Here is a 26,302-nt window from a genome sequence, read left to right on the forward strand (position 1 = left end):
AGGCCTTATTGATTACGAGAGGACTTTAATGGACGACAACAAGAAGAAAGCCTTGGCTGCGGCCTTGGGTCAGATCGAACGTCAATTCGGCAAGGGCGCCGTGATGCTCATGGGCGATCAGGAACGCCAGGCAGTTCCGGCGATCTCTACCGGTTCGCTGGGTCTGGACATCGCACTGGGCATTGGCGGTCTGCCTAAAGGTCGTATTGTTGAAATCTACGGTCCTGAGTCTTCGGGTAAAACCACGCTCACCCTGTCGGTGATTGCCCAGGCGCAAAAAGCCGGTGCAACTTGCGCCTTCGTTGATGCCGAGCACGCTCTTGATCCTGAATACGCAGCCAAGCTGGGTGTGAACGTTGATGACCTGCTGGTCTCCCAGCCGGACACCGGTGAGCAGGCTCTGGAAATCACCGACATGCTGGTGCGTTCCAATGCAGTAGACGTGATCATTATCGACTCCGTTGCTGCACTGACGCCCAAAGCTGAAATTGAAGGCGACATGGGTGACATGCACGTCGGCCTGCAAGCCCGTCTGATGTCGCAAGCGCTGCGTAAAATCACCGGTAACATCAAGAACGCAAACTGCCTGGTGATCTTCATCAACCAGATCCGGATGAAAATCGGCGTGATGTTCGGTAGCCCGGAAACCACCACGGGTGGTAACGCGCTGAAGTTCTACGCTTCGGTTCGTCTGGATATCCGCCGCACCGGCGCGGTGAAAGAAGGCGACGTGGTTGTCGGTAGCGAAACCCGTGTCAAAGTGGTCAAGAATAAGGTTGCCCCGCCATTCCGTCAGGCTGAGTTCCAGATTCTTTACGGCAAGGGCATCTACCTCAATGGCGAGATGATCGACCTGGGCGTTTTGCACGGCTTCGTCGAGAAAGCGGGCGCCTGGTACAGCTATAACGGCAGCAAGATCGGCCAGGGCAAGGCCAACTCCGCCAAGTTCCTGGACGACAATCCTGATATCAAGGACACCCTTGAGAAGCAGTTGCGTGAAAAACTGCTGGGTCCAAAGACCGATAGTGAGCTTGCAGAAATAAAGAGCATGCCAAAGATGAGCAAGGCTGCCAAAGAAGCTGCAGCGCTGGCTGAAGCCGAAGAAATGGAAAACGCTAACGACAGCGATAACTGATAGACACCATGACGGCTGTTCTGGATAACCTCGTCGCGGTACGACGAACTGCAATGGACCTGCTCGCGCGACGTGAGCACGGTCGAGTCGAGCTGACGCGCAAGCTGCGTCAGCGAGGCGCTTGCCCCGACATGATCGATATCGCCCTCGACCGTTTAACGGAAGAGGGGCTGTTATCGGAGTCGCGCTACCTCGAAAGTTATATTTCCTACCGTGCCGGTTCTGGTTATGGCCCTTTGCGTATTCGCGAAGAGCTTAACCAGCGTGGCTTGCCCCGTGGGGATGTCGAGGAAGCGTTGCGCGAATGCGGCTTCAACTGGCAAGAAAAGCTGGAAGATACCTGGCGCCGCAAGTTTTCCGGGCAGATGCCGGACGATGCAAAAGAGCGTGCTCGCCAGGGGCGCTTCTTGAGTTACCGGGGTTATCCGCTTGAAATGATCGGCCGTCTGCTAAGTGGCCGAGAGTTCGATGACTGATAGCACTCAGTGTTGCTCTGTCATATTGCCTTCTGCTGCATTCCGGACACAAAGGTGCTACTTGTCGGCGCGAACTTGTTGCAGGAGCGAGTTTGCTCTGCGAGCTGATCCTGAGTTGAAACACTCGGATCAGCTCGCAGAGCAAACTCTGTTCCTGCAGGACGTTTGAAGTGTTTGACGAACGCTTACCTTTTTACCGAGTTACTGACTCACTCAGTACTGGCCCGGGTCCATTATCTACTTCAGCCCAGTTCTGCGGCAGGTTGATAAAGTCGATCAACTCTCGCAGTCGCCCTTGATTACGGCCACTAAATGCAAAGCTCAGGCAGGTGAGGTGGCTGAACTTGGGGTCTTCATGTTCAAAGCCTTCATAGCCCTGTTGCACGTAACTGCCGCTCAGGCAGATATCGGCAAATGTCTGCTGTATATGTTGCAGAGCCGAAATGCTCACGGGGCGCTTCATGCGTATCACAAAGTCTTTGGTCAACCAGCGGCTTGAATGGAAGTTGCTGTAGAACTGATTGATCTCGGCCACGGCCTCCTCGGCTGTATGGACCAGGCGCATCAACTTCAAATCATTGGGCAGAATGTACTGGTGGGCCTCCAGTTGATTGCGAATGAAGTCCAGGGCGCTTTGCCAGAATGTTCCACCGGGCATATCCAGTAACACCACGGGTACCAGGGGCGTTTTGCCGGTTTGCATCAATGTCAGTACTTCCAGCACTTCATCCAGGGTGCCAAAGCCGCCCGGGCACATGACCAGCGCATCTGCTTCTTTTATGAAAAACAGCTTGCGGGTAAAGAAGAAGTGAAATGCCAGCAGGTTGGCCGTGCCGTTGATGGTGGGGTTGGCCCGTTGCTCAAACGGCAGGGTGATATTGAAGCCCAGGCTGTGTTCCAGCCCTGCGCCTTCATGGGCCGCCGCCATGATGCCGGCGCCGCCTCCGGTAATCACCATGAAATCTGACTTTGCCAGGGTTGCGCCCACCTGGCGGGCCAGTGCATACAGCGGGTGCTCAACGGGTGTGCGAGCCGAGCCGAAGACTGTCACTTTACGCTGGCCCTTGAACTGCTCCAGCACGCGGAAGGTTTTTTCGAGTTCGCGAATGGCTTGCAGGGTTATCTTGGCATTCCAGCGATCAAAGTCGTCGTGGGCCATGCGCAATATGGTCAGGATCATCTCGCGATAAAGCGGGCGATTAGGGCTATTTGACGCAATCTGCTGCAATTGTTCATCGACCTGTCGCGCAAGGTCCAGGCCCTGGCTTTCGAGAAGCGCGAGTGGCTCATTGGGTTGATCAGGCATGTACTTCTCCTTGTGTACAACATCCAGGATGGCGCCGCAAACGGGGCTGGCGCGCAGACACTTAGTGTCCAGCTGATGGCTTGATCATGGTCTTGCCGCATCCTGACTGGCAATAGCTAATTGCCTGATGTGCATGAAGAATGGTCGCTGCAGTGCAAGGGGGAGGAGGCAGGGTTCACACGCCGTATGGAGTTACGGCGTGTTGACGCAATGAAGAGAAAATCAGTTTTTCCGCTGGCAATTGTCAGCGCCGATGTCCTGGACCAAGACCGACTTGCCGGTTTTATATTCCGTGATAGCGAAGCGCATTGTGGCGCCCTTGGCCATCAGTTTGCGGAAGTTCGGGTTGCTGCACACGCTGCGGCCCAGTTGTGGCACTGCGGCTTCCGGGGCGGAACGCATTTGTGCAGCCAGGGTCGGGCTGGCTTCCAGATTATTGATCAATACCGTGCCATCGACGGTAAAACCTTTATCCAGAAGGTCGGCATTGATTGCGCGCGGCTTTCCTTCATTACTTTTTTCAGCCACCTGCTGCAGGTTTTTATTCAGATTGAATTCTGCAAGAGAGGCCGCTTGTGCGCCCAATGGCAGTGCAAGCAATAGAGCTACGGCTGGAATAATGGTGCGCAACATGAATCTCTCCTGATTGACGTGACGCAGGGTTTGACCCGTCATAGATCTGTGCGTTCAGTGGCGCAGGAGTATAAGGCCAGCATGAGCTGACAGGAAATGCCAAAGGTCATGGGGGCGAGTGCCGGCGCTCTGCCTCTGTTAGACTTCGCGCCTTTCTATTGTTTATCTGCTTGTGCGCCACTCATGGCGAATAAGCGGTTGGCGCCTTAAGTAAAAAACCATGACCCAGATGACCTTTTCCCCTAATGCAGTGGCCCGTTTACGAGACGAGCGTGAAGAGGAGAGCACCAAACCCTATTTGTCGCGGGGGTCACGGGCACCGCGTTGCCATACCTGTCGCGTGATAGAAAGCCATTGCCTGTGCAGTTGGCGGCCCAAGGTTAACGCGCGCTCGGGTGTGTGCCTGATCATGACCAAAAAGGAAGTGTTCAAGCCCAGCAATACAGGCTGGCTGATCGCTGATGTGGTGAGTGACAACTTCGCCTTTATCTGGTCGCGAACCGAGACCGATGAGGCGTTGCTCGCTTTGTTGTCTGATCCGCAGTGGCAACCCTATCTGGTATTCCCCGGAGAATATGTCGAGCCAGGACGTGTGACCCACACGGTGGATATCGACAGCAGCAAGCGCCCGCTGTTTATCTTGCTCGACGCTACCTGGACTGAAGCGCGCAAGATATTTCGCAAGAGTCCGTACTTCGATGCCTTGCCTATTTTAAGCCTGCTGCCGGAAAAACTCTCACGCTACCGTTTGCGCAGATCCACCCGCAGTGAGCACCTGTGTACCGCCGAAGTGGCCAGTTTGTGCCTCGATCTTGCGGGCGATAGCGACGCATCCACGGCGCTGGACGCGTATTTCGATGTCTTCAGCCAGCATTATCTGGATGCCCGGAATCAACTGCCGATGAATGAGTCCAGCGCGGCGCATCTGGAACTGGGTACTTTTTGTAAAAGACCTTCCCAGGAATCGGTCTCAATAGACTAAAGAAGTAGCGCTACAATTTTCGCGCAAATGCAGTTGAGTGCCCGAGAGGGTGAGGATGATAGCGCCGTGATGGCTTCAGTTTGGATCGGGACCTCAAGTTTTCAACTTGACCACCCCAGTCGTGCTGGGCATGCTTGGCGCCGATTCGGCTGCAACTGCTGCTAAAGCGCCCATATTTTCCGACGTTTAGCGTAAATCGCGCCCTTTGATGCACAGTATTTGCGCTGTTGCTCGAATTGCCTTAGCGAGTACTGGAATACATCAGGGCTCGCCTGAAAAACAGGATCATTTAAAAAATGGCCACATACGAAATCCTGATAGCCGACGACCATCCACTGTTTCGCAGTGCCTTGCATCAAGCCGTGACTATGGGGCTGGGTTCTGATGTTCGTCTGGTTGAAGTCGCCAGTATTGCCGAGCTTGAAACACAGCTGGCAGTAAAGACCGATTGGGATCTGGTACTGCTCGACTTGAACATGCCCGGCGCCTATGGTTTTTCCGGGCTGGTATTGCTGCGTGGCCAGTACCCGCAAATTCCGGTGGTGATGGTTTCAGCCCAGGAGGAAGCCTCGATCATGGTGCGCTCCCGTGAGTTTGGAGCCAGTGGCTTTATCCCCAAGTCCAGCTCGCTGGAAGAGATTCAGAAGTCGGTACGGGCTGTGCTGGATGGCGATGTGTGCTGGCCGCCCCAGGCGTTTGAGGATGTACAGGTGTCAGCCGAGGCCAAGGCTGCCAGTGAGGGCCTTGCCAGTCTCACGCCCCAGCAGTTCCGGGTGCTGACCATGGTCTGCGAGGGTCTGCTGAACAAGCAGATCGCCTATGAGCTGAGTGTTTCCGAAGCGACCATCAAGGCGCACGTAACCGCCATTTTCCGTAAACTGGGGGTTCGTACCCGGACCCAGGCCGCGTTACTCTTGCAGCAACTTGAATCAATTTCGAGCCATTAAACTTGCCGCTCTTCACGTTTTTTTGACAAAGCGTGAACTAGCGTTCCCCTCTCATTTTTTACGCAGTTGCCTCTCTATGTCGCCTTTTAAAGGTAAAACCGGATTTAAACGGATTTTGAATGCTGGCGGCTATTCGCTGGACGGTTTGCGCGCGGCCTTTACCGGTGAAGCCGCTTTTCGCCAGTTGGTACTGCTCAATGTCGTGTTGATCCCGCTGAGCTTCTTTCTGAATGTCAGCCGGGTAGAGCGCGCCTTGTTGATCGCGGTATGCCTGCTGGCACTGATCGTTGAGTTGCTGAACTCGGCGATCGAAGCGGCCATCGACCGCATCTCGCTCGATCTGCACCCGCTGTCCAAAAACGCCAAGGACATGGGCAGCGCCGCCCAGTTTGTGGTGCTGACCATGATTGCCGTGGTGTGGGCAGTGATTCTGCTTTAAGCGATTGTCGGCAATACGATCTCGTCGCTGCGCTGCACCCCCGCGGTGAAAGCGCGGCACAGTTCCAGAAATTCGCGCATGGCCGAGGTCTGATACTTCTTCTTGTGCCAGATAAAGAAGAACTGCCGGGCCAGATCCAGGTCGGGGGTCTCTACAGCGACCAGACTGCCGCGTCGAAAGGCGTCACGCAACGCCAGGCGAGAGATGCAGCCTATCCCCAGGCCTGACTCCACGGCGCGTTTGATTGCTTCGGTATGTTCCAGTTCGAGACGGATATTGAGCGTGCTTTGGTGATGGCGCATCGCCTGATCAAATGTCAGACGGGTGCCGGAGCCTTGTTCGCGCAGAATCCAGGCTTCATGGGCCAGCTCTTGCAGGGAGGCATGGCCGCGCGCAGCCAGTGGATGTTGTGGGGCGCAAAACACCACCAGTTCATCTTCAACCCAACTCTGGACTTCGATGTCGGGGTGGCTGCAATCGCCTTCAATCAGACCCAGATCAATTTCATAATGCGCAACTTGCTGCACGATATGCGCAGTGTTTTGCACAATCAGTTTCACCTGGCTTTCCGGGTGAGCCTGCATGAAGCTGCCGATCAGCAAGGTGGCCAGGTAATTGCCAATGGTCAGGGTCGCGCCCACGGTCAATGAACCAAAGCCGGACTTGCCGTTGAGCAGGTCTTCGATTTCCTTGGCCTGATCCAGCAGGGCGACTGCCTGTGGCAGCAGTTGGCGGCCCAGCGCGTTTAGGCTTAAGCGTTTGCCTGCGCGATCGAACAACTGGCAGCTGGTCTGGCGCTCGAGTTCGGTGATTGAAGTACTGGCAGCAGATTGAGATAGGGCCAACAAGCCGGCAGCGCGAGACACGCTCTCCTGTTGGGCGACGGCAACGAATACCTGGAGTTGTCTGAGAGTAAATCGCATATCGATATAACCGATAACCCTTATCTTAATAATTCAGTTAACAGATATTGTCGTCGCCATTAGAATGTTATGCAATCGCGCCCATAGTCAGCGCTGGCGAATTTAGGAGCCCCGTACATGAGCAACATGAACCACGAACGTGTCCTCAGTGTTCATCACTGGAACGACACCCTGTTCAGCTTCAAGTGCACCCGCGACCCGGGCCTGCGCTTTGAGAACGGTCAGTTCGTGATGATCGGCCTGCAACAGCCCAATGGCCGTCCGCTTATGCGTGCCTATTCGATTGCCAGCCCGAACTGGGAAGAGCATCTGGAGTTTTTCAGCATCAAGGTGCCGGATGGCCCGCTGACTTCCCAGTTGCAGCACTTGAAGGAAGGCGACGAGATCATCATCAGCAAAAAACCGACAGGCACCCTGGTGCTTGACGATTTGAAGCCGGGCAAGCATTTGTATCTGCTGAGCACCGGTACGGGCCTGGCGCCATTCATGAGCGTCATCCAGGATCCGGAAACCTACGAGCGTTTCGAAAAAGTGATCCTGTGCCACGGTGTCCGTTACGTCAACGAAGTTGCTTATCGCGAGTTCATCACCGAGCACTTGCCACAGAACGAGTTCTTCGGCGAAGCGCTGCGTGACAAGTTGATCTACTACCCGACCGTGACCCGTGAGCCATTCGAAAACGAAGGCCGCCTGACCGATCTGATGCGCAGCGGCAAGCTGTTCAGCGATATTGGTTTGCCACCGATCAACCCGCAGGACGACCGCGCCATGTTGTGCGGCAGCCCGAGCATGCTTGATGAAACCAGCGAAGTGCTCAACAGCTTCGGGCTGAAAGTTTCGCCGCGTATGCGCGAGCCGGGTGACTACCTGATCGAGCGCGCCTTCGTCGAGAAGTAAGCGTCGCCGATTGAAAAATGTGGGAGCTGGCTTGCCAGACTCCCACATTTTGTTTGCGGCTACTGCTTCGGGATCACTTCCAGCACACGTATCACATCCGGCTGCGGGTAATGCCAGCGTACGTCCAGATCCCAAAAGCGGGCACCGTATTCGCGCTCTGGAGCAGGAATCTGGTAGGCCGGGCGTGGGTCCTGGGCCAGGCATTGTTCAATCAGTTCCACCAGCGGCTCTTGCAGGCGCAGGGCCTGGCTGTGTGCCTGTTGCAGGGCAGAGTCAGTCCAGTGCACGGGAATCAGCACCGGCGCGGCGCTGGCCATGCTGTTGCTGGCACTATCGATGATATCGGCGTAGGGCACGTACGGTTTGATGTCGAGAATAGGCGTCCCGTCCAGCAGGTCAATTCCCGAGATAAACAGCCGACCGGCTTCAACCCTGTCCAGCTTCACCACGGACTGGCCTATGCCATTGGGGCGATGGGTGGCGCGGGTGGCAAACACCCCCAGCGACTTGTTGCCCCCCAGGCGCGGCGGACGCACCTTGAGCCGGGGTTTGTCTTCCAGTGCCTGATGGAACACAAACAGCAGCCAGACATGGCTGACCTGCTCCAGGCCCTGCACGGCATCGCCTTGATCGAAGGGCGCGACCAGCTCCAGCACGCCACGGGCGGCCGGGGCCAGTTGCGGCTGGCGCGGAATGGCGAATTTCTCTTTGAAGCAAGAGCGCACAAAACCGATCGGGGAGACGCTGTAGGTCAAAAGTCATGCCTCTGTAGGAGCGAGCTTGCTCGCGATCGCATCACTGCGGTTATCCAGAACAATCGGGTTGTCTGCATCGCAGGCAAGCCAGTTCCTACAGGATTTATGGCGCCTGAAGGCCGAGTATCAGCCGCGAATGCGCAGGGTCAGACCCTTGAGGAAGTTGCGCAGCAACTGGTCGCCACAGGTGCGGTAGTTGGTGTGGCCGAATTTACGGAACAGGGCGCTCAGCTCGGGCTTGGAGACTGGAAACTCCGAAGCCTTGAGGATGGCGTGCATGTCGTCTTCCTTGAGTTCAAAAGCGACGCGCAGTTTTTTCAGGATCACGTTGTTGGTCACCGGCACTTCAATCTTGACCGCTGGACGGCTGTCATCCTTGCCGCGCTTGAAAATCACCAGACCATCAAGGAAGTGCGCCATCACTTCGTCAGGGCAGCGCACAAAACCTTCTTCTTCGTCTTTTTTCAGGTAGGTCAGGACGTCTTCTTTAGTGACGTCCAGGCCACCCAGTTTGATGATTTCCACGACCTTGTTGTCGCTGATGTCGAGCATGTAGCGCACGCTGCGCAGTACGTCGTTATGAATCATTTGGTCAATCCTGATATTCAGCAGTGAGCACCGCAGGCGTTGCTGCGGTGTCGAAATGTTCGGGGCGGTGCGCTATTTAGAACTTTTCTTTGGTCGTCATGTAGCGCCATTGGCCTGTAGGCAGCTTGCCCATCGAGACCCCGCCAATGCGAATCCGGCGCATGGAAATGACGGTAAGGCCTACAGCCTGACAGAACAGTGCAATAACGCCCGGTTGAGGGTTTTTCATTGCAAAGCGTAGGCGGTTTTCACTCTGCCAGCTGGCTTTAACCGCAGGCAGCTCGCGACCTTTGTAGGTCATGCCGTGATTGAGCCGGTTCAAACCGTGGGGAGCCATCTCGCCAGAGACTTCGACCACGTATTCCTGCTCGATTTTGTTGGCGTCGGCGGTCAGCTTGCGGACGATTTTCCAGTCCTGGGTAAACACCAGCAGGCCGCTGGCGTTGGCCTGGAGTTCGTTGCCAACGCTCAGGCGCAGAAAGTGGCCCTTGAGCGGACGTTTGCCGTAGCGGTGCTCTTCGCTCAGTGACTCGGGGCCGATCAGGGCCATGGCGCTGTCAGTATCCAGGCCTGGCGGAGCGTTCAGCAAAATGGTCACAGGCTCGGGGGCCGTGGCCTTGGCTTGCGGGTCCAGCTCGACTTTTTGGTTGTCGACCTTGAATTGCGGCTCGTCGATGACTTCGCCATCTACCGTGACCCAGCCACCTTCAATGAACAGTTCGGCCTCACGGCGGGAGCAGCCGACGAGTTCGATGAGGCGTTTGGAGAGACGTATCGGTTCAGACATGACAGGGGCCGTAAAGGAATTGGGCGGCTATTGTACCCGCCTGGCGCCGGTTAAGCCCGGCAACATTTGCCTTATGCGCGTGTTGGGCGCTTATACCGCAGGTGCAGTAGCGGATAAGGCTGGCCCATGCCGTCTTTTTCGCTGCGCCCGACCACCTCAAAGCCCTGCTTGAGGTAAAAGCCGATGGCTTGGGGGTTTTGCTGATTGACGTCCAGTGCCTGCGCATTCAGTTCGTCGATGGCGAATTTGAGCAGGCACTTGCCAATGCCCTGGCCCCGGAAGTGCGGGTGGATGAAGAGCATTTCAACCTTGCCCGCAGCTACTCCGGCAAAACCGCTGATGCGTTTGCTGACAGGATCCTTGCAGCAGATCAGCATCACGGCGTCCAGATACTGGTCTTTGACCAGTTGGCGCAGTTGTTGAATATAACTGTCGGGCAAAAAGTCATGGGTGGCGCGAACCGAGGCTTCCCACACGTCGGTCAATTCTTCGAAGTCCGTAAGGCGGGGTGTATGGATAGCCCATTTCTGTTGCATCGTGCATGTCTCCTGACGATGGAAGCGACAGGTTTACGATAGCCGTAAAAAAAGCCCTGACGCCAGGGCGGCAGGGCTTTTTGAGACGCGGTCGCTGTTTAGATGACTTCAGCCCACAAGTCATACTCGTCAGCATCGGTCACACGGCACATGATCTTGTCGCCGGGCTTGATGTCTTTTTCGGTGGCGATAAATACGTTGCCGTCGATTTCCGGAGCGTCGAAGAAGCAACGGCCAACAGCGCCTTGCTCGTCTACTTCGTCAATCAGGACTTCGATTTCCTTGCCGATTTTCATCTGCAGGCGGGCCGCGCTGATGGCCTGCTGGTGGGCCATGAAGCGGTCCCAGCGGTCCTGCTTGATGTCATCCGGCACGATGGCCGCGTCCAGCAAATTGGCCGGAGCACCTTCCACAGGGGAGTACTGGAAGCAGCCTACGCGATCCAGTTGTGCTTCTGTCAGCCAGTCGAGCAGGTACTGGAAGTCCTCTTCGGTCTCGCCCGGGAAGCCGACAATGAAGGTCGAGCGGATGATCAGGTCCGGGCAGATGACGCGCCAGTTCTTGATGCGGGCCAGGGTCTTGTCTTCAAATGCCGGGCGCTTCATGGCCTTGAGCACTTTCGGGCTGGCGTGCTGGAACGGGATGTCCAGGTACGGCAGGATCTTGCCGGCGGCCATCAGCGGAATCAGCTCGTCAACGTGCGGGTACGGGTAAACGTAGTGCAGGCGTACCCAGACACCCAGCGAGCTCAGTGCTTCGCAGAGTTCGGTCATGCGGGTCTTGACCGGCGCGCCGTTCCAGAAACCGGTACGGTATTTCACGTCTACGCCATAGGCGCTGGTGTCCTGGGAAATCACCAGCAGCTCTTTGACGCCGGCCTTGACCAGGCGCTGGGCTTCGTCGAGGACGTCGCCTACCGGGCGGCTGACCAGTTTGCCGCGCATCGACGGGATGATGCAGAAGCTGCAGCTGTGGTTGCAGCCTTCGGATATCTTCAGGTACGCGTAGTGACGCGGCGTCAGTTTGACACCTTGAGGCGGCACCAGATCGATCAGCGGGTTGTGGTTCAGGTTGGGCGGCACGGCGTCGTGCACGGCGTTGACCACTTGCTCGTACTGCTGCGGGCCGGTGACGGCCAGCACGCTCGGGTGAACATTGCGGATGGCGCTTTCTTCCACGCCCATGCAGCCGGTCACGATAACCTTGCCGTTTTCCTTGATGGCTTCACCAATCACTTCCAGTGATTCAGCCTTGGCGCTGTCGATGAAACCGCAGGTGTTGACCACCACGACATCGGCGTCCTGGTAGGTAGAGACGACATCGTAGCCTTCCATACGCAGCTGCGTGAGGATGCGTTCGGAGTCGACCAGGGCTTTGGGGCAACCCAGGGAGACGAAGCCGACCTTGGGGGCGGCTGGCGTGGTAACGGTGGACATGGCGAACCTCGGTATGTAGTGACGTTACATGCCCGTAAAGGCTGCACGACGAACGGGCGCTTGATGCGCCTCTGATCAAAAAAAGTGCGCAATTTTAGCTATGGTCAACGCAGTTGACCAGCGTTATACAGGGATTTACGACGAGTGCTGCGCTATGCTGCGCGCCGTTGCGAAAATAGGGTTTTTAAACAGCGCAATTTCGTCAATGTGAGTCGGAAAATCAGCGCATGCTGCTGATCAAAAGTGGCGCAAACCATTAAGAAGCACGGTCCGTGATCGTAGGAGTGGTTGATGGGGCAGGTAAGTAGTCAGGCTGCAGAAGACGGTCACGCAAAGGTAAAGCCCATCGGGATGCTGGTTGCTGCAGTTGGCGTGGTGTACGGCGATATCGGCACCAGTCCGCTGTACACCCTTAAAGAGGTGTTTTCGGGCGGCTACGGAGTACAGGTCAGCCACGATGGCGTGTTCGGCATTTTGGCGTTGATCCTGTGGTCGCTGATCTGGGTCGTGTCGATCAAGTACGTTCTGTTTATCCTGCGGGCCGACAACGAGGGCGAGGGCGGGATCATGGCCCTTACCGCGTTGGCGCGACGGGCTGCTGCGCCTTATCCCAGGCTGCGCTCGGTGCTGGTCATTCTGGGGTTGATCGGGGCTTCGCTGTTTTACGGCGACAGCATGATCACTCCGGCGATCTCGGTACTGTCTGCCGTCGAAGGGCTTGAGCTGGCGTTCACCGGGCTGGAGCGCTGGGTGGTGCCCCTGTCCCTGGTCATCCTGATTGCGCTGTTTTTGATCCAGCGCCGGGGTACCGCCATGCTGGGCAAGCTGTTTGGCCCGATCATGGTGCTTTGGTTTGTGGTGCTGGGCGGACTCGGGATACACGGCATCTTGCAGCATCCTGAAGTGCTGAACGCGCTGAACCCGGTGTGGGGTGTACGTTTCTTTGTCTCTCACCCGGGCATGGGCGTTGCCATTCTGGGCGCCGTGGTGCTGGCTTTGACGGGGGCCGAAGCGCTGTATGCCGACATGGGGCACTTCGGGCGCAAGCCGATTGCCCGGGCCTGGTTCATTCTGGTATTGCCGGCGCTGGTGCTGAACTACTTCGGCCAGGGGGCCTTGTTGCTGGAAAACCCGGAGGCGGCCCGCAACCCTTTCTATCTGTTGGCACCCAGCTGGGCACTGATCCCGCTGGTGGGCCTGGCTACGCTGGCGACCGTGATTGCGTCCCAGGCCGTGATTTCCGGTGCGTTCTCCTTGACCCATCAGGCCATTCAGCTGGGTTATGTACCGCGTATGCATATCCAGCACACCTCCAGTGCCGAGCAGGGGCAGATTTATATCGGAGCAGTGAACTGGTCCTTGATGGTCGGGGTTATTTTGCTGGTGCTGGGCTTTGAGTCCTCCGGCGCTCTGGCTTCGGCCTATGGTGTGGCCGTGACCGGGACCATGCTGATCACCAGTATTCTGGTATCGGCGGTGATGCTGCTGCTGTGGAAGTGGCCGCCAGTTCTGGCGGTCCCGGTGTTGATCGGCTTTCTCCTGGTGGACGGCCTGTTCTTTGCCGCCAACGTGCCGAAAATTGTCCAGGGCGGTGCATTCCCGGTACTGGCGGGGATTGTGCTGTTCATCCTGATGACCACCTGGCGGCGCGGTAAACAGCTATTGGTCGACCGTCTTGATGAAAGCGCGTTGCCGCTACCGCTGTTCATCAGCAGCATTCGGGTGCAGCCGCCGCATCGGGTACAGGGTACGGCCGTGTTTCTGACCGCCCGGCCAGATGCCGTGCCCCACGCGCTGCTGCACAACCTGTTGCACAACCAGGTGCTGCATGAGCAGGTGGTGTTGCTGACCGTGGTCAACGAAGATTCGCCGCGGGTACCTGCCCAGAGGCGTTTCGAGGTGGACTCCTATGGCGACGGCTTCTTCCGGGTGATCCTGCACTTCGGCTTTATGGATGAGCCGGATGTGCCTGAGGCGTTGAAACTGTGCCATCTCGACGAGCTGGATTTCAGTCCTATGCGCACCACCTACTTCCTGAGCCGGGAGACGGTGATTGCCTCCAAGATTGTGGGCATGGCGCGTTGGCGCGAGACGCTGTTTGCCTTCATGCTGAAGAACGCCAACGGCAACCTGCGATTCTTCAGGCTGCCCGTCAACCGGGTAATTGAGCTGGGAACCCAGGTCGAGATGTAGCCCTGTCGAGATGACCAAAAAAAGCCCCGGTTCGTGAGAACCGGGGCTTTTTTGTTGCTGACTGCTGCAGGGTTGCGGGGGATTACGGTGCGGTTGCCTGATGCTTCTTGATGACGTCTACCAGGCGCTGGGCCAGAGCCGGGTAGTTCTCGTCAAAGTGATGGCCCCCTGGCAGCTTCATGCTTTCACCGACGGCGGTCTTGGCAGTGCAGCCGCTTTCATCGACTTCTTCCGCGCCATAAATGCACACCACTTTGGCGGCAGGCAGCCTGGACATCTCTTCGCCGGTATCGGCTTCAGCGCCGGCTTTGCCAAGCCAGCCGTCGACGTGGATTTCAAAGCTGCCGCTACGGGCAAAAGCCAGCAGGATGATGGCATCAACGCGCTTTTGCTCGGCTTCAGGCAGGCGGTTGAAGGTGGCAGGCAACACGTCGGCACCAAATGAATAGCCGACCAGTACAAAGCGCTGGGTACCCCACTTTTGCCGGTAGTGCTGCATCAGCTCGGTCAGATCGGTAGCGCTTTGCTCCGGGGTCTTGTGCTGCCAGTAGTAGCGCAGCATGTCGATGCCGACCACCGGGTAGCCGATCTTCGCCATCTCGCCGGCCACGTCGCGGTCCAGGTCGCGCCAGCCGCCGTCACCGGACAGGAACAGGGTCACGGTGCTGTTTTGCTGGCCGGCCGGTACTTCGACCACAGGCATGTTCAGCCCGCCGTTTTCATCCCCCACCAGTATTTTGCGCAGCTCATTGCTGAGTACTTGGGGGTAGTGAATGTCGTAGTCGCTGATGCTGGTCTGAGCATTCGGCTGATCGCGTACGAAGGCGGCGCTCGGGTCGTCAGGGTTGTCGTTCCAGGCCACCAGCCAATTGCCGTGTGCCGCCGACTTGGGCAAGGGCAGGGTGCAGCCGGGTTGTTCGAGCATGAAACCGACTGACACGGCTTGTGCCTTGTCATCGGTTTGCCCGGCCAGCCAGCGCCAGGCCAGGGTTGCGCCAGGACCTATGCCACTGACCAGCGTGGCAGGGCCGTCAAGCTGTTGCAGTGCGTTCTGCAGGGCCTGTTGCTGCAGGGTGCAATCTTTCTTGGGCAGGATCACCTGCACCAGTTGTGCTTTGCCGCCACGGCTCAAGGCCATCAGCTGGGTGTCGCTCAGTGCTTCTTCGACCGGAGTGGCTATTACGATCCGGGCCCTGGCTTTCTGGCCGGGTATCACTTTGGTCAGGGTTGAGCCGTCGGTTTGGCTCAGGTGTTCTATCGTCGGTTCCGGGGCAGGACGATTCCAGAACCAGTAGCCGCCTGCTGCAAGCGCGACCAGAACTATCAAGGTAAGCAATAAAAACCGCCAGGAACGATGTTTCATTAACGTTTCACCAATCCAGTCAAGCCGCCTGCAATCAGGGCGGCGGTATCAGCCAGTGCCACCAGCGGATCAAGTCCTGCGGGCACGGCCATATAACGAGGTTCCCAGTCAGGCTGGAATTTGTCTTTAAAGCGACGCAAACCCTGGAAGTTGTACAGGTGCTCGCCGCGCTGGAACAACATCGACCCCAGACGCTGGGTCAAAGGCGCTCCGCGACGCGGTTGCAGACCGGACAGGGGTACCATTCCCAGGCTGAAACGTGCGTATCCATGCTTTTTATAATGTTGAATCAGGCCGACCATCATGAATTCCATGGTCAGTTTTGGGGCCTCCGGGTGGGCGCGCATCAGGTCGAGGCTCGACAGTTCATGACTGTGGGTCTCAAGCAGGTTGGCGAAAGCCACCGGTTTGCCTTCAAAGCGGATAATGGCCACGCGAAAGTGCTTGATGTACTCGGTGCTGAATCTTCCGAGGGAAAAGCCTTTTTCGCGCACGTTCTTGCCCGTCAGCCAGGCATCGGAAATCACCTTGAGCTCATCCATCGGCGCCTCTCCCGGCTCATGGATTTCCAGTGACAGGCCATCACGTGTGCCGCGATTCCAGGTGTAGCGCAGGTCTTTCATCTCTTTGCCTTTGGCTTCGAGATCAAAACGGTGCAAGTCGACCCGGGCTTCTTCGCCGAGTTTGATCGCGGTCAGGCCAATGTCCATATAGAACGGCAGGTTCTCGGCGCGCACTTGATAAAACACCGGCCGGGCGTGGTAGATATCGCACAGGTCACGGAACTGCCAGATCAGCTCGGCCCGGGGCTGGTTAGGCCCGATGGGGTCATACAGCGCTACCAGGCTGCGGCCTCGGCGGGCGTACATCAGGAAGGCGTTGTCGTCCGGATGGAACAGCAGGGCCTTGTCGCCGGTCAGGGCCAGGCCGCCATCGGGCTGGTCAGAGGCCAGGAGGATTTTCTCGGCCCTTTCCAGCTCCCCGGCGTCCGGCAAGTGGATTACCGGGCGCGCGGTGCGCAGCAGCCAGGTCAGCGAAACAATCACCAGCAGCACTGCCGCGCCCATCAGTGAGCGCAGGCCCCGCGGGGCGTCAGAATCAAGGGTGAACTGCCACCACAGCTGATGGCTATAAGGAACGTCTTGATAGGCGAACAGCAGCAGCCAGATCGAGGCACCCAGGACGCAAATGCTGGCCACCAGATACAGTGGCGAAAAGGGTAGTTCGGTCAGGCGGCTCGGGCGGTAGAACGAGCGGCGAAACAGTCCCAGCAGGCTGGCGGTGAGAACCAGAATGGAGGCTTCCTCCCAGTCAAAGCCTTTGAGCAGGGAAAGCACGGCGCCCACCAGCAGCAAAATGGTGGTCAGCATCCAGGCTGCCGACAAGCGCCGGCGCAGGCCCTGGGCCAGTAGCAGGCACAGAACCCCGATCAGGCTGGCGCCGAAGTGCGAGGCGTCAATCAGGCGATGGGGGATCAGGAAGCCGATGTGTTCCAGGCGGGTGTCGATCTCGGGAGTGGCGCCCGAGAACAGCAAAACCACCCCGGACATAAACACCAGCACAGCCAGGACCGGTGCCGCGAGGCCTGAGGCCACCCGCAGGCTTTGGCGGGTATGAATCAGTCGTTGGGCTTCGTTGATCAGCAGCATCAGGCATGCGACCAGCAGCGGCATGATCACATAGATCATGCGATACAGCAGCAGGGCCGCAGCCAGGGGGGCGGCACCCAGCTGGTTGGCAAAGGCGGCAAGCAAGATGGCTTCAAAGACTCCGACGCCGCCCGGCACATGGCTGAGTACGCCGGCAGCCAGCGCCAGCAGATAAACCAGCAGGAATGGACCAAAAGGCGGTGCTTCAGGCAGCAATAAATACAGGACTGTGGCCGCAGCGGCGACATCCAGTGCCGTAATGACCAGCTGCAACAGGGTCAGGCGCGGGCTTGGCAGACGCAGCGTGCGGCGTCCGGCCTTTACCAGCAGGTTGTCGGGGATCGGCTGCTCGGGCAGGCGACGTCGATAAATACCCAGCGCCAACAAACCGAATAACGCCAGAACCGCAAAAGCGATCGCCCCCAATAGATAGGCGGGAATATGCAAGGCGGCGGAGGCCGCGGGCAGGTTGCTCAGGGTTGCCAGCGCCGCCAGGGGCGGTAGTGCGCAGCCCAGGGACAGGCTGGCAAACAGCGTCATATGGGCGACTTCGGAGGCGCCAACACCATGTCGTGCATACAGGCGATAACGCACAGAGCCGCCGGACAACAGTGACAGGCCGATGGCGTTGCCAATGGCAAAGGCGGTAAAGCCCCCCAGAGCCAGGGTTTTGGGGGGTAGCTTGACCCCTGCATAACGACTGGCGGACCACTCGTAGCCGAGCAAAATCACGAATCCTGCGGCCGTCGCAGCCAGGGCGCCGAGGAGGGCGGGCTTGGGGACTTCCAGAATTGAGTCTTGCAGGGCATATAGATCAAGCTCGCTGAGCAGATGCCGGCACGCGATCAGCGCAATCGCAAACAACAGTAAAGTGAGTGCAAGGCCAATGGGTTGACGGTATTTGCTCAACAAATCCAGCCAGCGCAAACGGGTTGCGGCAATCGGGTGGGCTGCTGTAACGGCTTCTTTAAGTTCTGGCGAGTTATCGGGCATCAATCACCTCGTGGATCGTGCGCGACAGGATGGGGGCATAAACTCAAGTTACCAATCCTTTTGGCTAAAGTTTTTCAAAATATTGCCAGTTGTTTGTCTGAGGTTCAGGTTTGGCGTTTGAAAAAAAGGTAATTGCCGGCCCACAGCATAGTCGAACGGATTTTCAGAAATATGATGTTTATTTTTCGCTGGTCGTCTATTGCAGACTTTTCGAGCACGCACAAAAAAGGCCACTCTTTCGAGTAGCCTTTTTTGATGTTTGGTTGCGGGAGCCGGATTTGAACCGACGACCTTCGGGTTATGAGCCCGACGAGCTACCAGACTGCTCCATCCCGCGTCTGTGGGGTGGATTCTACAGCGAATCGCCGGGCTGTCAACCCCTGAATCTCGTAAGCGATTGAAATGTCCGGATTTAATCCTGCTCCTCCGGTCGGGGAGGGGGAGCAAAAACACCCGGGCACAAAAAAGGCCACTCTTTCGAGCAGCCTTTTTATGTTTGGTTGCGGGAGCCGGATTTGAACCGACGACCTTCGGGTTATGAGCCCGACGAGCTACCAGACTGCTCCATCCCGCGTCTGTGGAGCGCACTCTACAGTGATGCGGTGGGGAGTCAACCTTTAATGCGAAAATGCACTAAATAAGATCAATGCAGCTGGTTTTCAGGCGACGGCCTGATCCTGCAGGAGAGCTCCACGGTCTTCAAGATTGTTCCGCTGTGCAAGGGGAGAGGTTGTCGCGAGCAGATCGCTCTTTGTGCGGTGGGTCATAAAACAGGCGCGCACAAAAAAGGCCACTCTTTCGAGTAGCCTTTTTCGATGTTTGGTTGCGGGAGCCGGATTTGAACCGACGACCTTCGGGTTATGAGCCCGACGAGCTACCAGACTGCTCCATCCCGCGTCTGTGGGGTGGATTCTACAGCGATACGCCGGGCTGTCAAACCTTAATTTAGAAAAAAGTGTTCTGGTTCAATCGCTTAGATAAAAGTGCGGGTTATAAAAACGGCTACAGGGCAGGTAGCGTATGGGGTCCAGCTCTATTAGAGGGTGTAATTCGATTAGAAAAACAAATTCATGAGCGGTATTTCCCACGCCTGTCGGGGAGAATCCACACTACTGGTGCTATATACAGTTCCCGGTGACATACTGATCTTCTGTATTGCCTACCCTATAAAGAACACCGCCCTACATGACTCAGCGCAAAATCATCCATGTCGACTGTGACTGTTTCTACGCCGCTATTGAAATGCGTGATGATCCGAGTCTGGCGAACAAGCCCATGGCAGTCGGGGGCTCGGCTGACCATCGTGGGGTTATTTCTACCTGTAACTATGAAGCGCGGGCTTTTGGCGTGCGTTCGGCGATGGCATCCAGACATGCACTGAAATTGTGTCCGGATCTGGTCATCGTCAATGGCAGGATGGATGCCTATAAAGAAGCCTCCAGAGAGATACACGGCATCCTGCGTGATTACACCGAGCTGATTGAGCCGCTGTCGCTGGATGAGGCCTATCTGGATGTGTCTGACAGTCCGCATTTTGCCGGCAGCGCTACGCGTATCGCCCAGGATATCCGGCGCCGTGTGTCCAACCAGTTGCACATCACCGTGTCTGCCGGTGTGGCGCCCAATAAATTCCTGGCCAAGATCGCCAGTGACTGGAAGAAACCCAACGGACTATTCGTGATCACTCCGGATCAGGTCGAGGATTTTGTCTCGGCGTTGCCGGTCAATAAGCTGCATGGGGTGGGCAAAGTCACGGCCGACAAGCTTGGACGGCTGGGGATTGAAACCTGCCTGCAATTGCGGGACTGGAACAAGCTGGCGCTGGTGCGTGAATTCGGTAGTTTCGGTGAGCGATTGTGGGGTTTGGCACGCGGGATAGATGAGCGTCTGGTGCAGAGCGACAGCCGACGTCAGTCGGTCAGTGTTGAAAATACCTACGATACGGATTTGCCTGATCTGGCCAGCTGTCTAAGCAAACTCCCCGAGCTGCTCGCGACCCTTAATGGACGCATTGCCCGCATCGACAGCAGTTATCGTCCCGGCAAGCCGTTCGTTAAAGTGAAATTTCACGATTTCACCCAGACCACACTGGAGCAGTCCGGTGCGGGGCTTGATCTTGAGAGTTACCAGGATTTATTGAGTCAGGCATTTGCACGCGGTTCCAAGCCCGTTCGATTGCTCGGGCTTGGTGTGCGTTTGCAGGACTTGAACAACGGGTTTGAACAGCTGGAGCTGTTCAGGCGTTAGCTGATCCCGGGATCAGCCACCAGCCGACCGGCATTTTTGGTCAAGGATTGAAGGAATTCACGTTGTAACTCGGGATCGTTACGGGTGAGTTCGATCAGGCTTTGTTCCAGTTCGCTGGCTTCTTCTTCCAGACCCAGTTCCGACAGGCGCTTGACCCGATGCACCCATTGGTTGACGTCGTCACCCTCAAGGTCGTCGTAGATCAGGTTGTGCGCTTCCAGCAGCTTTCCGCGCAGGCCACTGCTGATCGACAGGGTCGAGTCCGAGTGGGTCTCGTCCTGGGCATCCTCAACCATGATGGTCAATTTGCCGATGTGATTCAGGTCCTGCTCGGCAAAAGGGCTGTCCAGCAGGTTGAGGCGCAACACGCCATTGCGGTCGGTGGTGAGTTCGTGGGTCTGTTTGCCGGCTTTTACCACCACCGGACGCTCAGCCCATGGCAGGCTCGAATATTCCAGGCGCTTGTCGCGCTGATTATCCTCGATCCCTGCCAGGTTCTGCTCGGCGCGACCGTGGGACTGTACGTTCATCGCCGGGTTCACGCCGGCGAAACCGTAGTTGATCCAGTCTTTGGTCACGCTGTCAGGCAGTTGCCCAAACATGAACACGTTCAGCACATTGGCGCCCACCCCGGCGACAATCGCCACCGCACCCAGTGGCACTTCATAGATCTCGCGCCAGGGCTGATAGGGCGTGTAGCGGTCGTAATGACGGGTGACATCGAACTCAGTGACTTCAAAAGTCTTTTGTTCGTTGATGCGCACACGGCGTTGCGGCAGCTCCAGCACCGAAGGTGAACCGACATCAATCTGCAGGCTGTGGGCCAGTAGTTTGCGCTCGATGCGCTCCTCGTGTTCGCTGCGTTGCGACATGTGATTGGCACAGCCGCTCAGCAGCAGGGCGCCGCACATGGCGGCGCCCCCGAGGGTCAGGGTGTTTCGATTGAACATGACGTCTCTATCTGGATTCAGCGGCTGATGCGCGCCTGAAGGAATGCAAGGACATCGGCAACGGGCAGGGCTTGCGCTTCTGCTTCGGTACGGCTCTTGTATTCCAGGTTGCCTTCGGCCAGGCCACGGTCACTGACGACGATCCGGTGCGGAATACCGATCAGTTCCATGTCGGCGAACTTGATGCCAGGGCTGGTTTTCTTGTCGCGGTCGTCCAGCAGAACTTCAAAACCGGCGGCCGTGAGTTGGGCGTAAAGGTTGTCAGTCGCTTCGCGAACGGCTTCGGTTTCATAGCGCAGTGGTACCAGTGCCACCTGGAAAGGTGCCAGGGCATCGCTCCAGATAATGCCGCGCTCGTCGTTGTTCTGCTCGATGGCAGCAGCGACCACACGGGAAACCCCAATGCCGTAGCAGCCCATTGCCAATGTCACGGGCTTGCCGTTCTCGCCCAGTACCTGGCACTTCATCGCTTCGCTGTACTTGGTGCCCAGCTGGAAGATGTGACCGACTTCGATACCGCGTTTGATTTCCAGCGTGCCTTTGCCGTCCGGGCTCGGGTCGCCAGCCACCACGTTGCGCAGGTCGGCAACGGTAGGTACAGGCAGATCGCGCTCCCAGTTCACGCCGAAGTAGTGCTTGTCATCGATGTTGGCACCGACGCCGAAGTCGCTCATCAGCTCGACCGAACGATCAATGATGCATGGCAGTGGCAGGTTCAACGGGCCCAGGGAGCCTGCGCCTGCGCCAATGGCGTCACGCAATTCTGCGTCCGAAGCCATGGTCAGCGGGCTGGCCACCAGCGGATGGTTACCGGCCTTGATTTCGTTCAGCTCGTGATCGCCGCGAATGACCAGTGCGATCAGTTTGCCTTCTTCGGCAGCGTGAACGATCAGGGTCTTGACGGTTTTCTCGATCGCCAGGTTGTAGCCTTCAACCAGTTGAGCAATGGTCTTGGCGTCAGGCGTGTCGACCAGGCGCAGTTCTTCGGTGGCTGCCGCGCGCGAGGTTTCAGTCGGGATGGCTTCGGCTTTTTCGATGTTGGCCGCGTAGTCCGAAGCATTGCTGAACACGATGTCATCTTCGCCAGACTCGGCCAGCACGTGGAATTCGTGGGAGCCGGCACCGCCGATGGAGCCGTTGTCAGCCTCGACCGGGCGGAAGTTCAGGCCCAGACGGGTGAATACATTGCAGTAGGCCTGGTGCATGCGGTCATAGGTGACCTGCAGCGAAGCGTTGTCGGCATGGAACGAGTAGGCGTCCTTCATGATGAATTCGCGGCCGCGCATCAAACCGAAGCGCGGACGGATTTCGTCACGGAACTTGGTCTGGATCTGGTACAGGTTGATCGGCAACTGTTTATAGCTGTTCAGCTCGTTGCGGCACAGATCGGTGATGACTTCTTCGTGGGTCGGGCCCACGCAGAATTCGCGGCCGTGGCGATCCTTGAGGCGCAGCAACTCGGGACCGTACTCTTCCCAGCGGCCTGATTCCTGCCACAACTCAGCCGGTTGAATGCTCGGCATCAGCACTTCGAGAGCGCCGGCTGCGTTCATTTCTTCGCGAACAATGGCTTCGGCCTTGCGCATGATCCGCAGGCCCATGGGCAGCCAGGTGTACAGGCCGGAAGCAAGTTTGCGAATCATGCCGGCGCGCAGCATCAGCTGATGGCTGATAACGACCGCGTCGGAAGGCGTTTCTTTCTGTGTGGCGAGCAAATATTGACTGGTGCGCATGGTTAGTCGTTGCCGTGCTGATGACTAGAAATGACTGGGCATTGTACGGCCGAGATGGGTTGGCGTACAGGGCGGACGGGGGAGCTGGAATCCCCCGGGCTGTTACGGGACTTTTTCGAGATTTACCGGGGGGTTGAGGCGTGCCCGGCGGCTTTCCTGATACCAGTGCAGACTGATCAGCAGCAGGGTGGGGACCCCCATGACGGCAGTGATGATGAAGAAGTTGTGATAACCGAACTTTTCCACCAGGACCCCTGAATAACCGCCCATCAGACGCGGTAGCAGCAGCATGATTGAGCTGAGCAGGGCGTATTGGGTGGCGGAAAACTTGAGGTTGGTCAGGCTCGACAGGTACGCCACGAACGCCGAAGTCGCCAGGCCGGAGCTGAAGTTGTCCAGTGAAATGGTGACAACCAGCATCTGCAGGTTGGGGCCCATGTCGGCCAGCAGCATAAACAGCAGGTTGGTGCCTGCTGAAGCCGCACCGCCAATCAGCAGGATCGGCAAGATGCCGAACCGCACGATCAGCAAGCCGCCCATGCCGGCGCCAACCAGGGTCATGATCAGGCCGAAAATCTTGCTCACGCCTGCGATCTGATCCTTGGTGAACCCTTGGTCGATGTAGAAAACGTTGGCCATGACCCCCATGACGGTGTCTGACATGCGATAGGTGGCGATCAGCCCAAGCAGCAGAAAGGCTTGCCAGCGATACCGCAGGATGAAGTCGTTGACCGGTGTCAGCACCGGCGCGAGTCCGCGACGGCCTATGGACGACAGGCAGAGCACAGTGAGCAGGGTGTAGAGGATGGCCCGCAGGAAAGCCCGGTCTTCGAGTACCAGGTTGATCGGGCTCACGCCTTCAAACAATACCCCGGCAAAGTCGGTGTTATAGAGCTGGGTGAACATCGCCGGAACCGAGACCAGGAGCACGATCAGGACAAAAACCGAGGCCAGCTGGTGACCAAAGCTATAACGTCCTGCCTGCAGCTGGGTGCGTAGTGGTACCGGTGGTTCGCGCATGAAAAAGGTGGTCAGCAGCGCCGGAACCATCAGCAGGCCGAAGAGCACATAGGTGCCGGTCCAGGCGGAGTGCTTATAGTTGAAGCCCGTTGAACCGAAACCTTCGGCAAAAAACAGGGCGCCAGCAGTGGCCAGCAAGGCCGCCACCCGGTAACCGGACATGTAGCTGGCTGCCAGCGCGGCCTGACGGCTGTCGTCGGCAATTTCCAGGCGATAGGCGTCCACGGCAATGTCTTGGGTGGCAGACGCGAACGACACGACAACAGCAATGGCAATCAGCCAGGAAAGATGTTTTTGCGGGTCGCAAAAGCCCATGCCGATCAGGCCGAGGATCACCAGGGTCTGGGACAACACCAGCCATGAGCGGCGTCGGCCAAGTTTTCCGAGGAGCGGCAGGCGCCATTGATCGAGCAGCGGCGACCACACCCATTTAAAGGCGTATGCCAGACCGATCAGGCTTGCATAGCCAATAGTTTCCCGAGCCACACCGGCTTCGCGCAACCAGACAGAAAGCGTTGAAAACACCAGCATGTACGGTAAACCGGCGGCAAAACCGAGCAGCAACAGTACAAGGGTTGAGGGGCTGGAATAGGCAGCTAGCGCTTCGCGCCAGGTTTTACGGGGCATGGACTCGAGTCTGCCTCTGATTGCGGAATCAAAGGGCGCACTCTAACCGTAGTGCTCTATCGGGCGCCAGCCATGGCGTTGTAAATCCACCCGACTATTCACAATCATCAGGCCTTCGCTGCGCAAACGCGCCCGCTGCTCATCACCTGAGGGGCTACCTGCTGGCAAACTGATGCGCCCCCCCTGCGGCCAGTACCCGGTGCCAGGGCAGGCGGGAACCTTCGGGCAGCTGGCTGAGCGTGCGCCCCACCCAGCGTGCCGCCCGGCCCAAGCCCGCCAGTTCGGCGAGCTGGCCATAGGTCACCACATAACCCGGGGGAACCTGCATGAGTGTCGAATATAGCGCCGTACGGCGGATTTCGGCGGGGGATGGCTGGTGGCTGGTGGCTGTACTCATAGGTGAACCGGATTCAGTGACAGGACCTTAAAAAATAAAGCAGATGCTTTGTTCATCGATCCCGGGAAATGAACTACAGGGGATACATCCGGTCTTTCTTTGCCTGGGGTGTGTCCATCAGGATAATGCCGGCACTTTTTCGCAAATCTGAGTTTCGCATCTGCTTATGTTGTCCAGAACCCTGTTATGCCTTGCTGTCTTGAATGTGTCTACGCCTTTGCTTGCCGATACAGTGTGGTTGAAAAATGGTGACCGCCTGAGCGGCAAGATCAAAGTGTTTGATGGTGGCAAGTTGCTCATTCAGACCGAATACGCAGGGACTATTCCCGTTGACTGGAAGCAAGTCAAAACCCTGGAAAGCGATCAGGAATTGCTGGTCAAGCAGGATGCTTATGTTGGCGAGAAGGCCAAGTCGCTAACGGCGGCAGGGGACGGCAAGGTCACCCTGGCCAACGGAGAAGCACCGAAAACGGTAGAACTGTCCAGCATCGAGCAGATCATCAAGCCCAAGCCAGTGATTGAAGATCTGGTCTGGAAGGGTAACGTCGATGTCGCGCTGGACTACAAGCGTGCCGAGAAAAAGACCGACGACTACGACATCGACTTCAAGACCACTGCCCGCCATGGGGCCTGGCGTCACCATGCCGAAGGTGAGTACAACCGCGAGTTCCAGAACGACGTGGTGACCACCGATAACTGGAGCGCCGAATATGCCCTTGACCATTTCATTGACGAAAAATGGTACTGGCAAGGCCGGCTGACCTACAAAAGAGACAAAGTGGAAGACATTTCCCGCCAGCGCACTGTGGGTACTGGCCCGGGCTACCAGTTCTGGGATGACGAGCTGGGGTCTTTCTCCCTGGGTTCACTGTTGAACCGCACTGACTATGAATACTCCGACGGCCAAAAGGACAACTTCTACTCATTGGCCATGAAGTGGGACTACAACCGCTTTCTGTTGGGCAAAACGGTTTCGCTCTTCACCAACGGAGAGCTGGGCAAGCCTCTGGAAGGCGCTTCGGATTACAGCCTGGATGCCGAAATCGGCCTGCGTTACAAAGTCACCGAGTGGGCTTCGTTAAACCTCAAGGCTGAAAAAGATCTGATCGGCAGCGGTGGGGGCAATGACAATACGCTCAACAAAACCCGCTACAGCGCGGGTTTTGGCGTGACCTGGTGATTGTCTGAGCGCTGGGCCAGGCAGTGGGCGCCGGCTTGCCGGCGATACGGATAACCCGCTTGCTCTAATGCCTGAGCGAGCAAGCGGGCCTCCTGCAGCAGGCGCAGCAG

At 57.4% G+C, this 26,302-nt stretch carries 22 protein-coding genes, 3 tRNA genes and 1 pseudogene; 9 read left to right on the top strand and 17 right to left on the bottom strand.

Features of this window, described 5'->3' with window-relative positions:
• Positions 1 to 28: 28 nt before the first annotated feature.
• Both recA and recX read left to right on the top strand, forming a co-directional pair.
• The gene (gene recA, locus FEZ21_RS08685; protein WP_160626874.1) at positions 29 to 1,135 is read left to right on the top strand and encodes a recombinase RecA; all 1,107 of its coding nucleotides are present in this window, start codon (positions 29 to 31) and stop codon (positions 1,133 to 1,135) included.
• Between the two features lie 8 nt (positions 1,136 to 1,143).
• Positions 1,144 to 1,611, top strand: coding sequence for a recombination regulator RecX (gene recX / locus FEZ21_RS08690; RefSeq protein WP_003443026.1), 468 nt, complete (start codon positions 1,144 to 1,146; stop codon positions 1,609 to 1,611).
• 193 nt (positions 1,612 to 1,804) lie between these two features.
• On the opposite strand, the gene FEZ21_RS08695 is transcribed toward recX, so the two are convergent.
• A complete protein-coding gene (locus FEZ21_RS08695; protein ID WP_003443023.1) occupies positions 1,805 to 2,917 on the bottom strand; it encodes a TIGR00730 family Rossman fold protein in 1,113 nt (370 codons plus the stop codon).
• 222 nt (positions 2,918 to 3,139) lie between these two features.
• Positions 3,140 to 3,550 carry a PA3611 family quorum-sensing-regulated virulence factor gene (locus FEZ21_RS08700; protein ID WP_003443021.1) on the bottom strand — a complete coding sequence of 137 codons (411 nt, stop codon included), beginning with the start codon at positions 3,548 to 3,550 and terminating at the stop codon, positions 3,140 to 3,142.
• Between the two features lie 229 nt (positions 3,551 to 3,779).
• On the opposite strand from FEZ21_RS08700, the gene FEZ21_RS08705 reads away from it, so the two are divergent.
• The 3 genes from FEZ21_RS08705 to FEZ21_RS08715 all read left to right on the top strand — a co-directional run bounded on the left by FEZ21_RS08705 (position 3,780) and on the right by FEZ21_RS08715 (position 5,918).
• Positions 3,780 to 4,532 (top strand): tRNA-uridine aminocarboxypropyltransferase, encoded by a 753-nt coding sequence (locus tag FEZ21_RS08705; RefSeq protein WP_160626970.1) that lies wholly within the window; start codon positions 3,780 to 3,782, stop codon positions 4,530 to 4,532.
• Between the two features lie 296 nt (positions 4,533 to 4,828).
• A complete protein-coding gene (erdR, locus tag FEZ21_RS08710) occupies positions 4,829 to 5,479 on the top strand; it encodes a response regulator transcription factor ErdR (protein WP_160626877.1) in 651 nt (216 codons plus the stop codon).
• Between the two features lie 76 nt (positions 5,480 to 5,555).
• A complete protein-coding gene (locus FEZ21_RS08715) occupies positions 5,556 to 5,918 on the top strand; it encodes a diacylglycerol kinase (RefSeq protein WP_003443016.1) in 363 nt (120 codons plus the stop codon).
• On the opposite strand, the gene FEZ21_RS08720 is transcribed toward FEZ21_RS08715, so the two are convergent.
• A complete protein-coding gene (locus FEZ21_RS08720) occupies positions 5,915 to 6,841 on the bottom strand; it encodes a LysR family transcriptional regulator (RefSeq protein WP_003443015.1) in 927 nt (308 codons plus the stop codon). The genes FEZ21_RS08715 and FEZ21_RS08720 overlap by 4 nt on opposite strands.
• Positions 6,842 to 6,958: 117 nt before the next feature.
• Here FEZ21_RS08720 and fpr point away from each other — a divergent pair, with 117 nt between their 5' ends.
• A complete protein-coding gene (gene fpr, locus FEZ21_RS08725) occupies positions 6,959 to 7,738 on the top strand; it encodes a ferredoxin-NADP reductase (RefSeq protein WP_003443014.1) in 780 nt (259 codons plus the stop codon).
• A gap of 59 nt (positions 7,739 to 7,797) precedes the next feature.
• On the opposite strand, the gene tsaA is transcribed toward fpr, so the two are convergent.
• The 5 genes from tsaA to rimO form a co-directional block, all read right to left on the bottom strand.
• Entirely contained in the window at positions 7,798 to 8,493 is a 696-nt protein-coding gene (gene tsaA, locus FEZ21_RS08730; protein ID WP_003443013.1) for a tRNA (N6-threonylcarbamoyladenosine(37)-N6)-methyltransferase TrmO, read from the bottom strand.
• 126 nt (positions 8,494 to 8,619) lie between these two features.
• Entirely contained in the window at positions 8,620 to 9,081 is a 462-nt protein-coding gene (locus FEZ21_RS08735) for a DUF1456 family protein (RefSeq protein ID WP_003443012.1), read from the bottom strand.
• A 76-nt stretch (positions 9,082 to 9,157) separates the two neighbouring features.
• Complete coding sequence (locus FEZ21_RS08740) at positions 9,158 to 9,868, bottom strand: rRNA pseudouridine synthase (protein ID WP_003443011.1); 711 nt, start codon at positions 9,866 to 9,868, stop codon at positions 9,158 to 9,160.
• Between the two features lie 71 nt (positions 9,869 to 9,939).
• Complete coding sequence (locus tag FEZ21_RS08745; protein WP_010655688.1) at positions 9,940 to 10,404, bottom strand: GNAT family N-acetyltransferase; 465 nt, start codon at positions 10,402 to 10,404, stop codon at positions 9,940 to 9,942.
• Positions 10,405 to 10,502: 98 nt separating this feature from the next.
• Positions 10,503 to 11,840, bottom strand: a complete 1,338-nt coding sequence (rimO, locus tag FEZ21_RS08750; RefSeq protein ID WP_003443009.1) for a 30S ribosomal protein S12 methylthiotransferase RimO — start codon at positions 11,838 to 11,840, stop codon at positions 10,503 to 10,505.
• 291 nt (positions 11,841 to 12,131) lie between these two features.
• On the opposite strand from rimO, the gene FEZ21_RS08755 reads away from it, so the two are divergent.
• Positions 12,132 to 14,033: a potassium transporter Kup gene (locus FEZ21_RS08755; RefSeq protein ID WP_003443008.1), complete on the top strand. Its 1,902-nt coding sequence runs from the start codon at positions 12,132 to 12,134 to the stop codon at positions 14,031 to 14,033.
• Positions 14,034 to 14,115: 82 nt separating this feature from the next.
• Here the strand turns inward: FEZ21_RS08755 and FEZ21_RS08760 are convergent, their stop codons facing one another.
• The 5 genes from FEZ21_RS08760 to FEZ21_RS08780 form a co-directional block, all read right to left on the bottom strand.
• Entirely contained in the window at positions 14,116 to 15,396 is a 1,281-nt protein-coding gene (locus FEZ21_RS08760; protein WP_160626879.1) for a virulence factor family protein, read from the bottom strand.
• The gene (gene mprF / locus FEZ21_RS08765) at positions 15,396 to 18,038 is read right to left on the bottom strand and encodes a bifunctional lysylphosphatidylglycerol flippase/synthetase MprF (RefSeq protein ID WP_127196143.1); all 2,643 of its coding nucleotides are present in this window, start codon (positions 18,036 to 18,038) and stop codon (positions 15,396 to 15,398) included. Before mprF ends, FEZ21_RS08760 begins: the two co-directional genes overlap by 1 nt.
• Positions 18,039 to 18,298: 260 nt before the next feature.
• Positions 18,299 to 18,375, bottom strand: a tRNA-Met gene (locus tag FEZ21_RS08770).
• A 160-nt stretch (positions 18,376 to 18,535) separates the two neighbouring features.
• A tRNA-Met gene (locus FEZ21_RS08775) sits at positions 18,536 to 18,612 on the bottom strand.
• Positions 18,613 to 18,858: 246 nt separating this feature from the next.
• Positions 18,859 to 18,935, bottom strand: a tRNA-Met gene (locus tag FEZ21_RS08780).
• 288 nt (positions 18,936 to 19,223) lie between these two features.
• Here FEZ21_RS08780 and dinB point away from each other — a divergent pair.
• Positions 19,224 to 20,285, top strand: a complete 1,062-nt coding sequence (dinB, locus tag FEZ21_RS08785) for a DNA polymerase IV (RefSeq protein WP_003443002.1) — start codon at positions 19,224 to 19,226, stop codon at positions 20,283 to 20,285.
• Here dinB and FEZ21_RS08790 read toward each other — a convergent pair.
• The 4 genes and pseudogenes from FEZ21_RS08790 to FEZ21_RS08805 form a co-directional block, all read right to left on the bottom strand.
• Entirely contained in the window at positions 20,282 to 21,235 is a 954-nt protein-coding gene (locus tag FEZ21_RS08790; protein ID WP_160626881.1) for a hypothetical protein, read from the bottom strand. The genes dinB and FEZ21_RS08790 overlap by 4 nt on opposite strands.
• A gap of 17 nt (positions 21,236 to 21,252) precedes the next feature.
• Positions 21,253 to 22,968, bottom strand: coding sequence for a proline--tRNA ligase (locus FEZ21_RS08795; protein ID WP_003442995.1), 1,716 nt, complete (start codon positions 22,966 to 22,968; stop codon positions 21,253 to 21,255).
• 102 nt (positions 22,969 to 23,070) lie between these two features.
• Positions 23,071 to 24,615, bottom strand: coding sequence for an AmpG family muropeptide MFS transporter (locus FEZ21_RS08800; protein ID WP_160626883.1), 1,545 nt, complete (start codon positions 24,613 to 24,615; stop codon positions 23,071 to 23,073).
• Positions 24,616 to 24,657: 42 nt separating this feature from the next.
• A pseudogene (locus tag FEZ21_RS08805) lies at positions 24,658 to 25,012 on the bottom strand (MGMT family protein).
• Positions 25,013 to 25,178: 166 nt separating this feature from the next.
• Between FEZ21_RS08805 and FEZ21_RS08810 the strand changes: the two are divergent.
• On the top strand, positions 25,179 to 26,192 hold the full coding sequence (locus FEZ21_RS08810; RefSeq protein WP_003442992.1) for a DUF481 domain-containing protein: 1,014 nt from the start codon (positions 25,179 to 25,181) through the stop codon (positions 26,190 to 26,192).
• Positions 26,193 to 26,302: the final 110 nt, after the last annotated feature.

This window comes from Pseudomonas sp. 9.1(2019) (genome assembly GCF_009910445.1).
Classification (GTDB): Bacteria; Pseudomonadota; Gammaproteobacteria; order Pseudomonadales; family Pseudomonadaceae; genus Aquipseudomonas; species Aquipseudomonas paraversuta.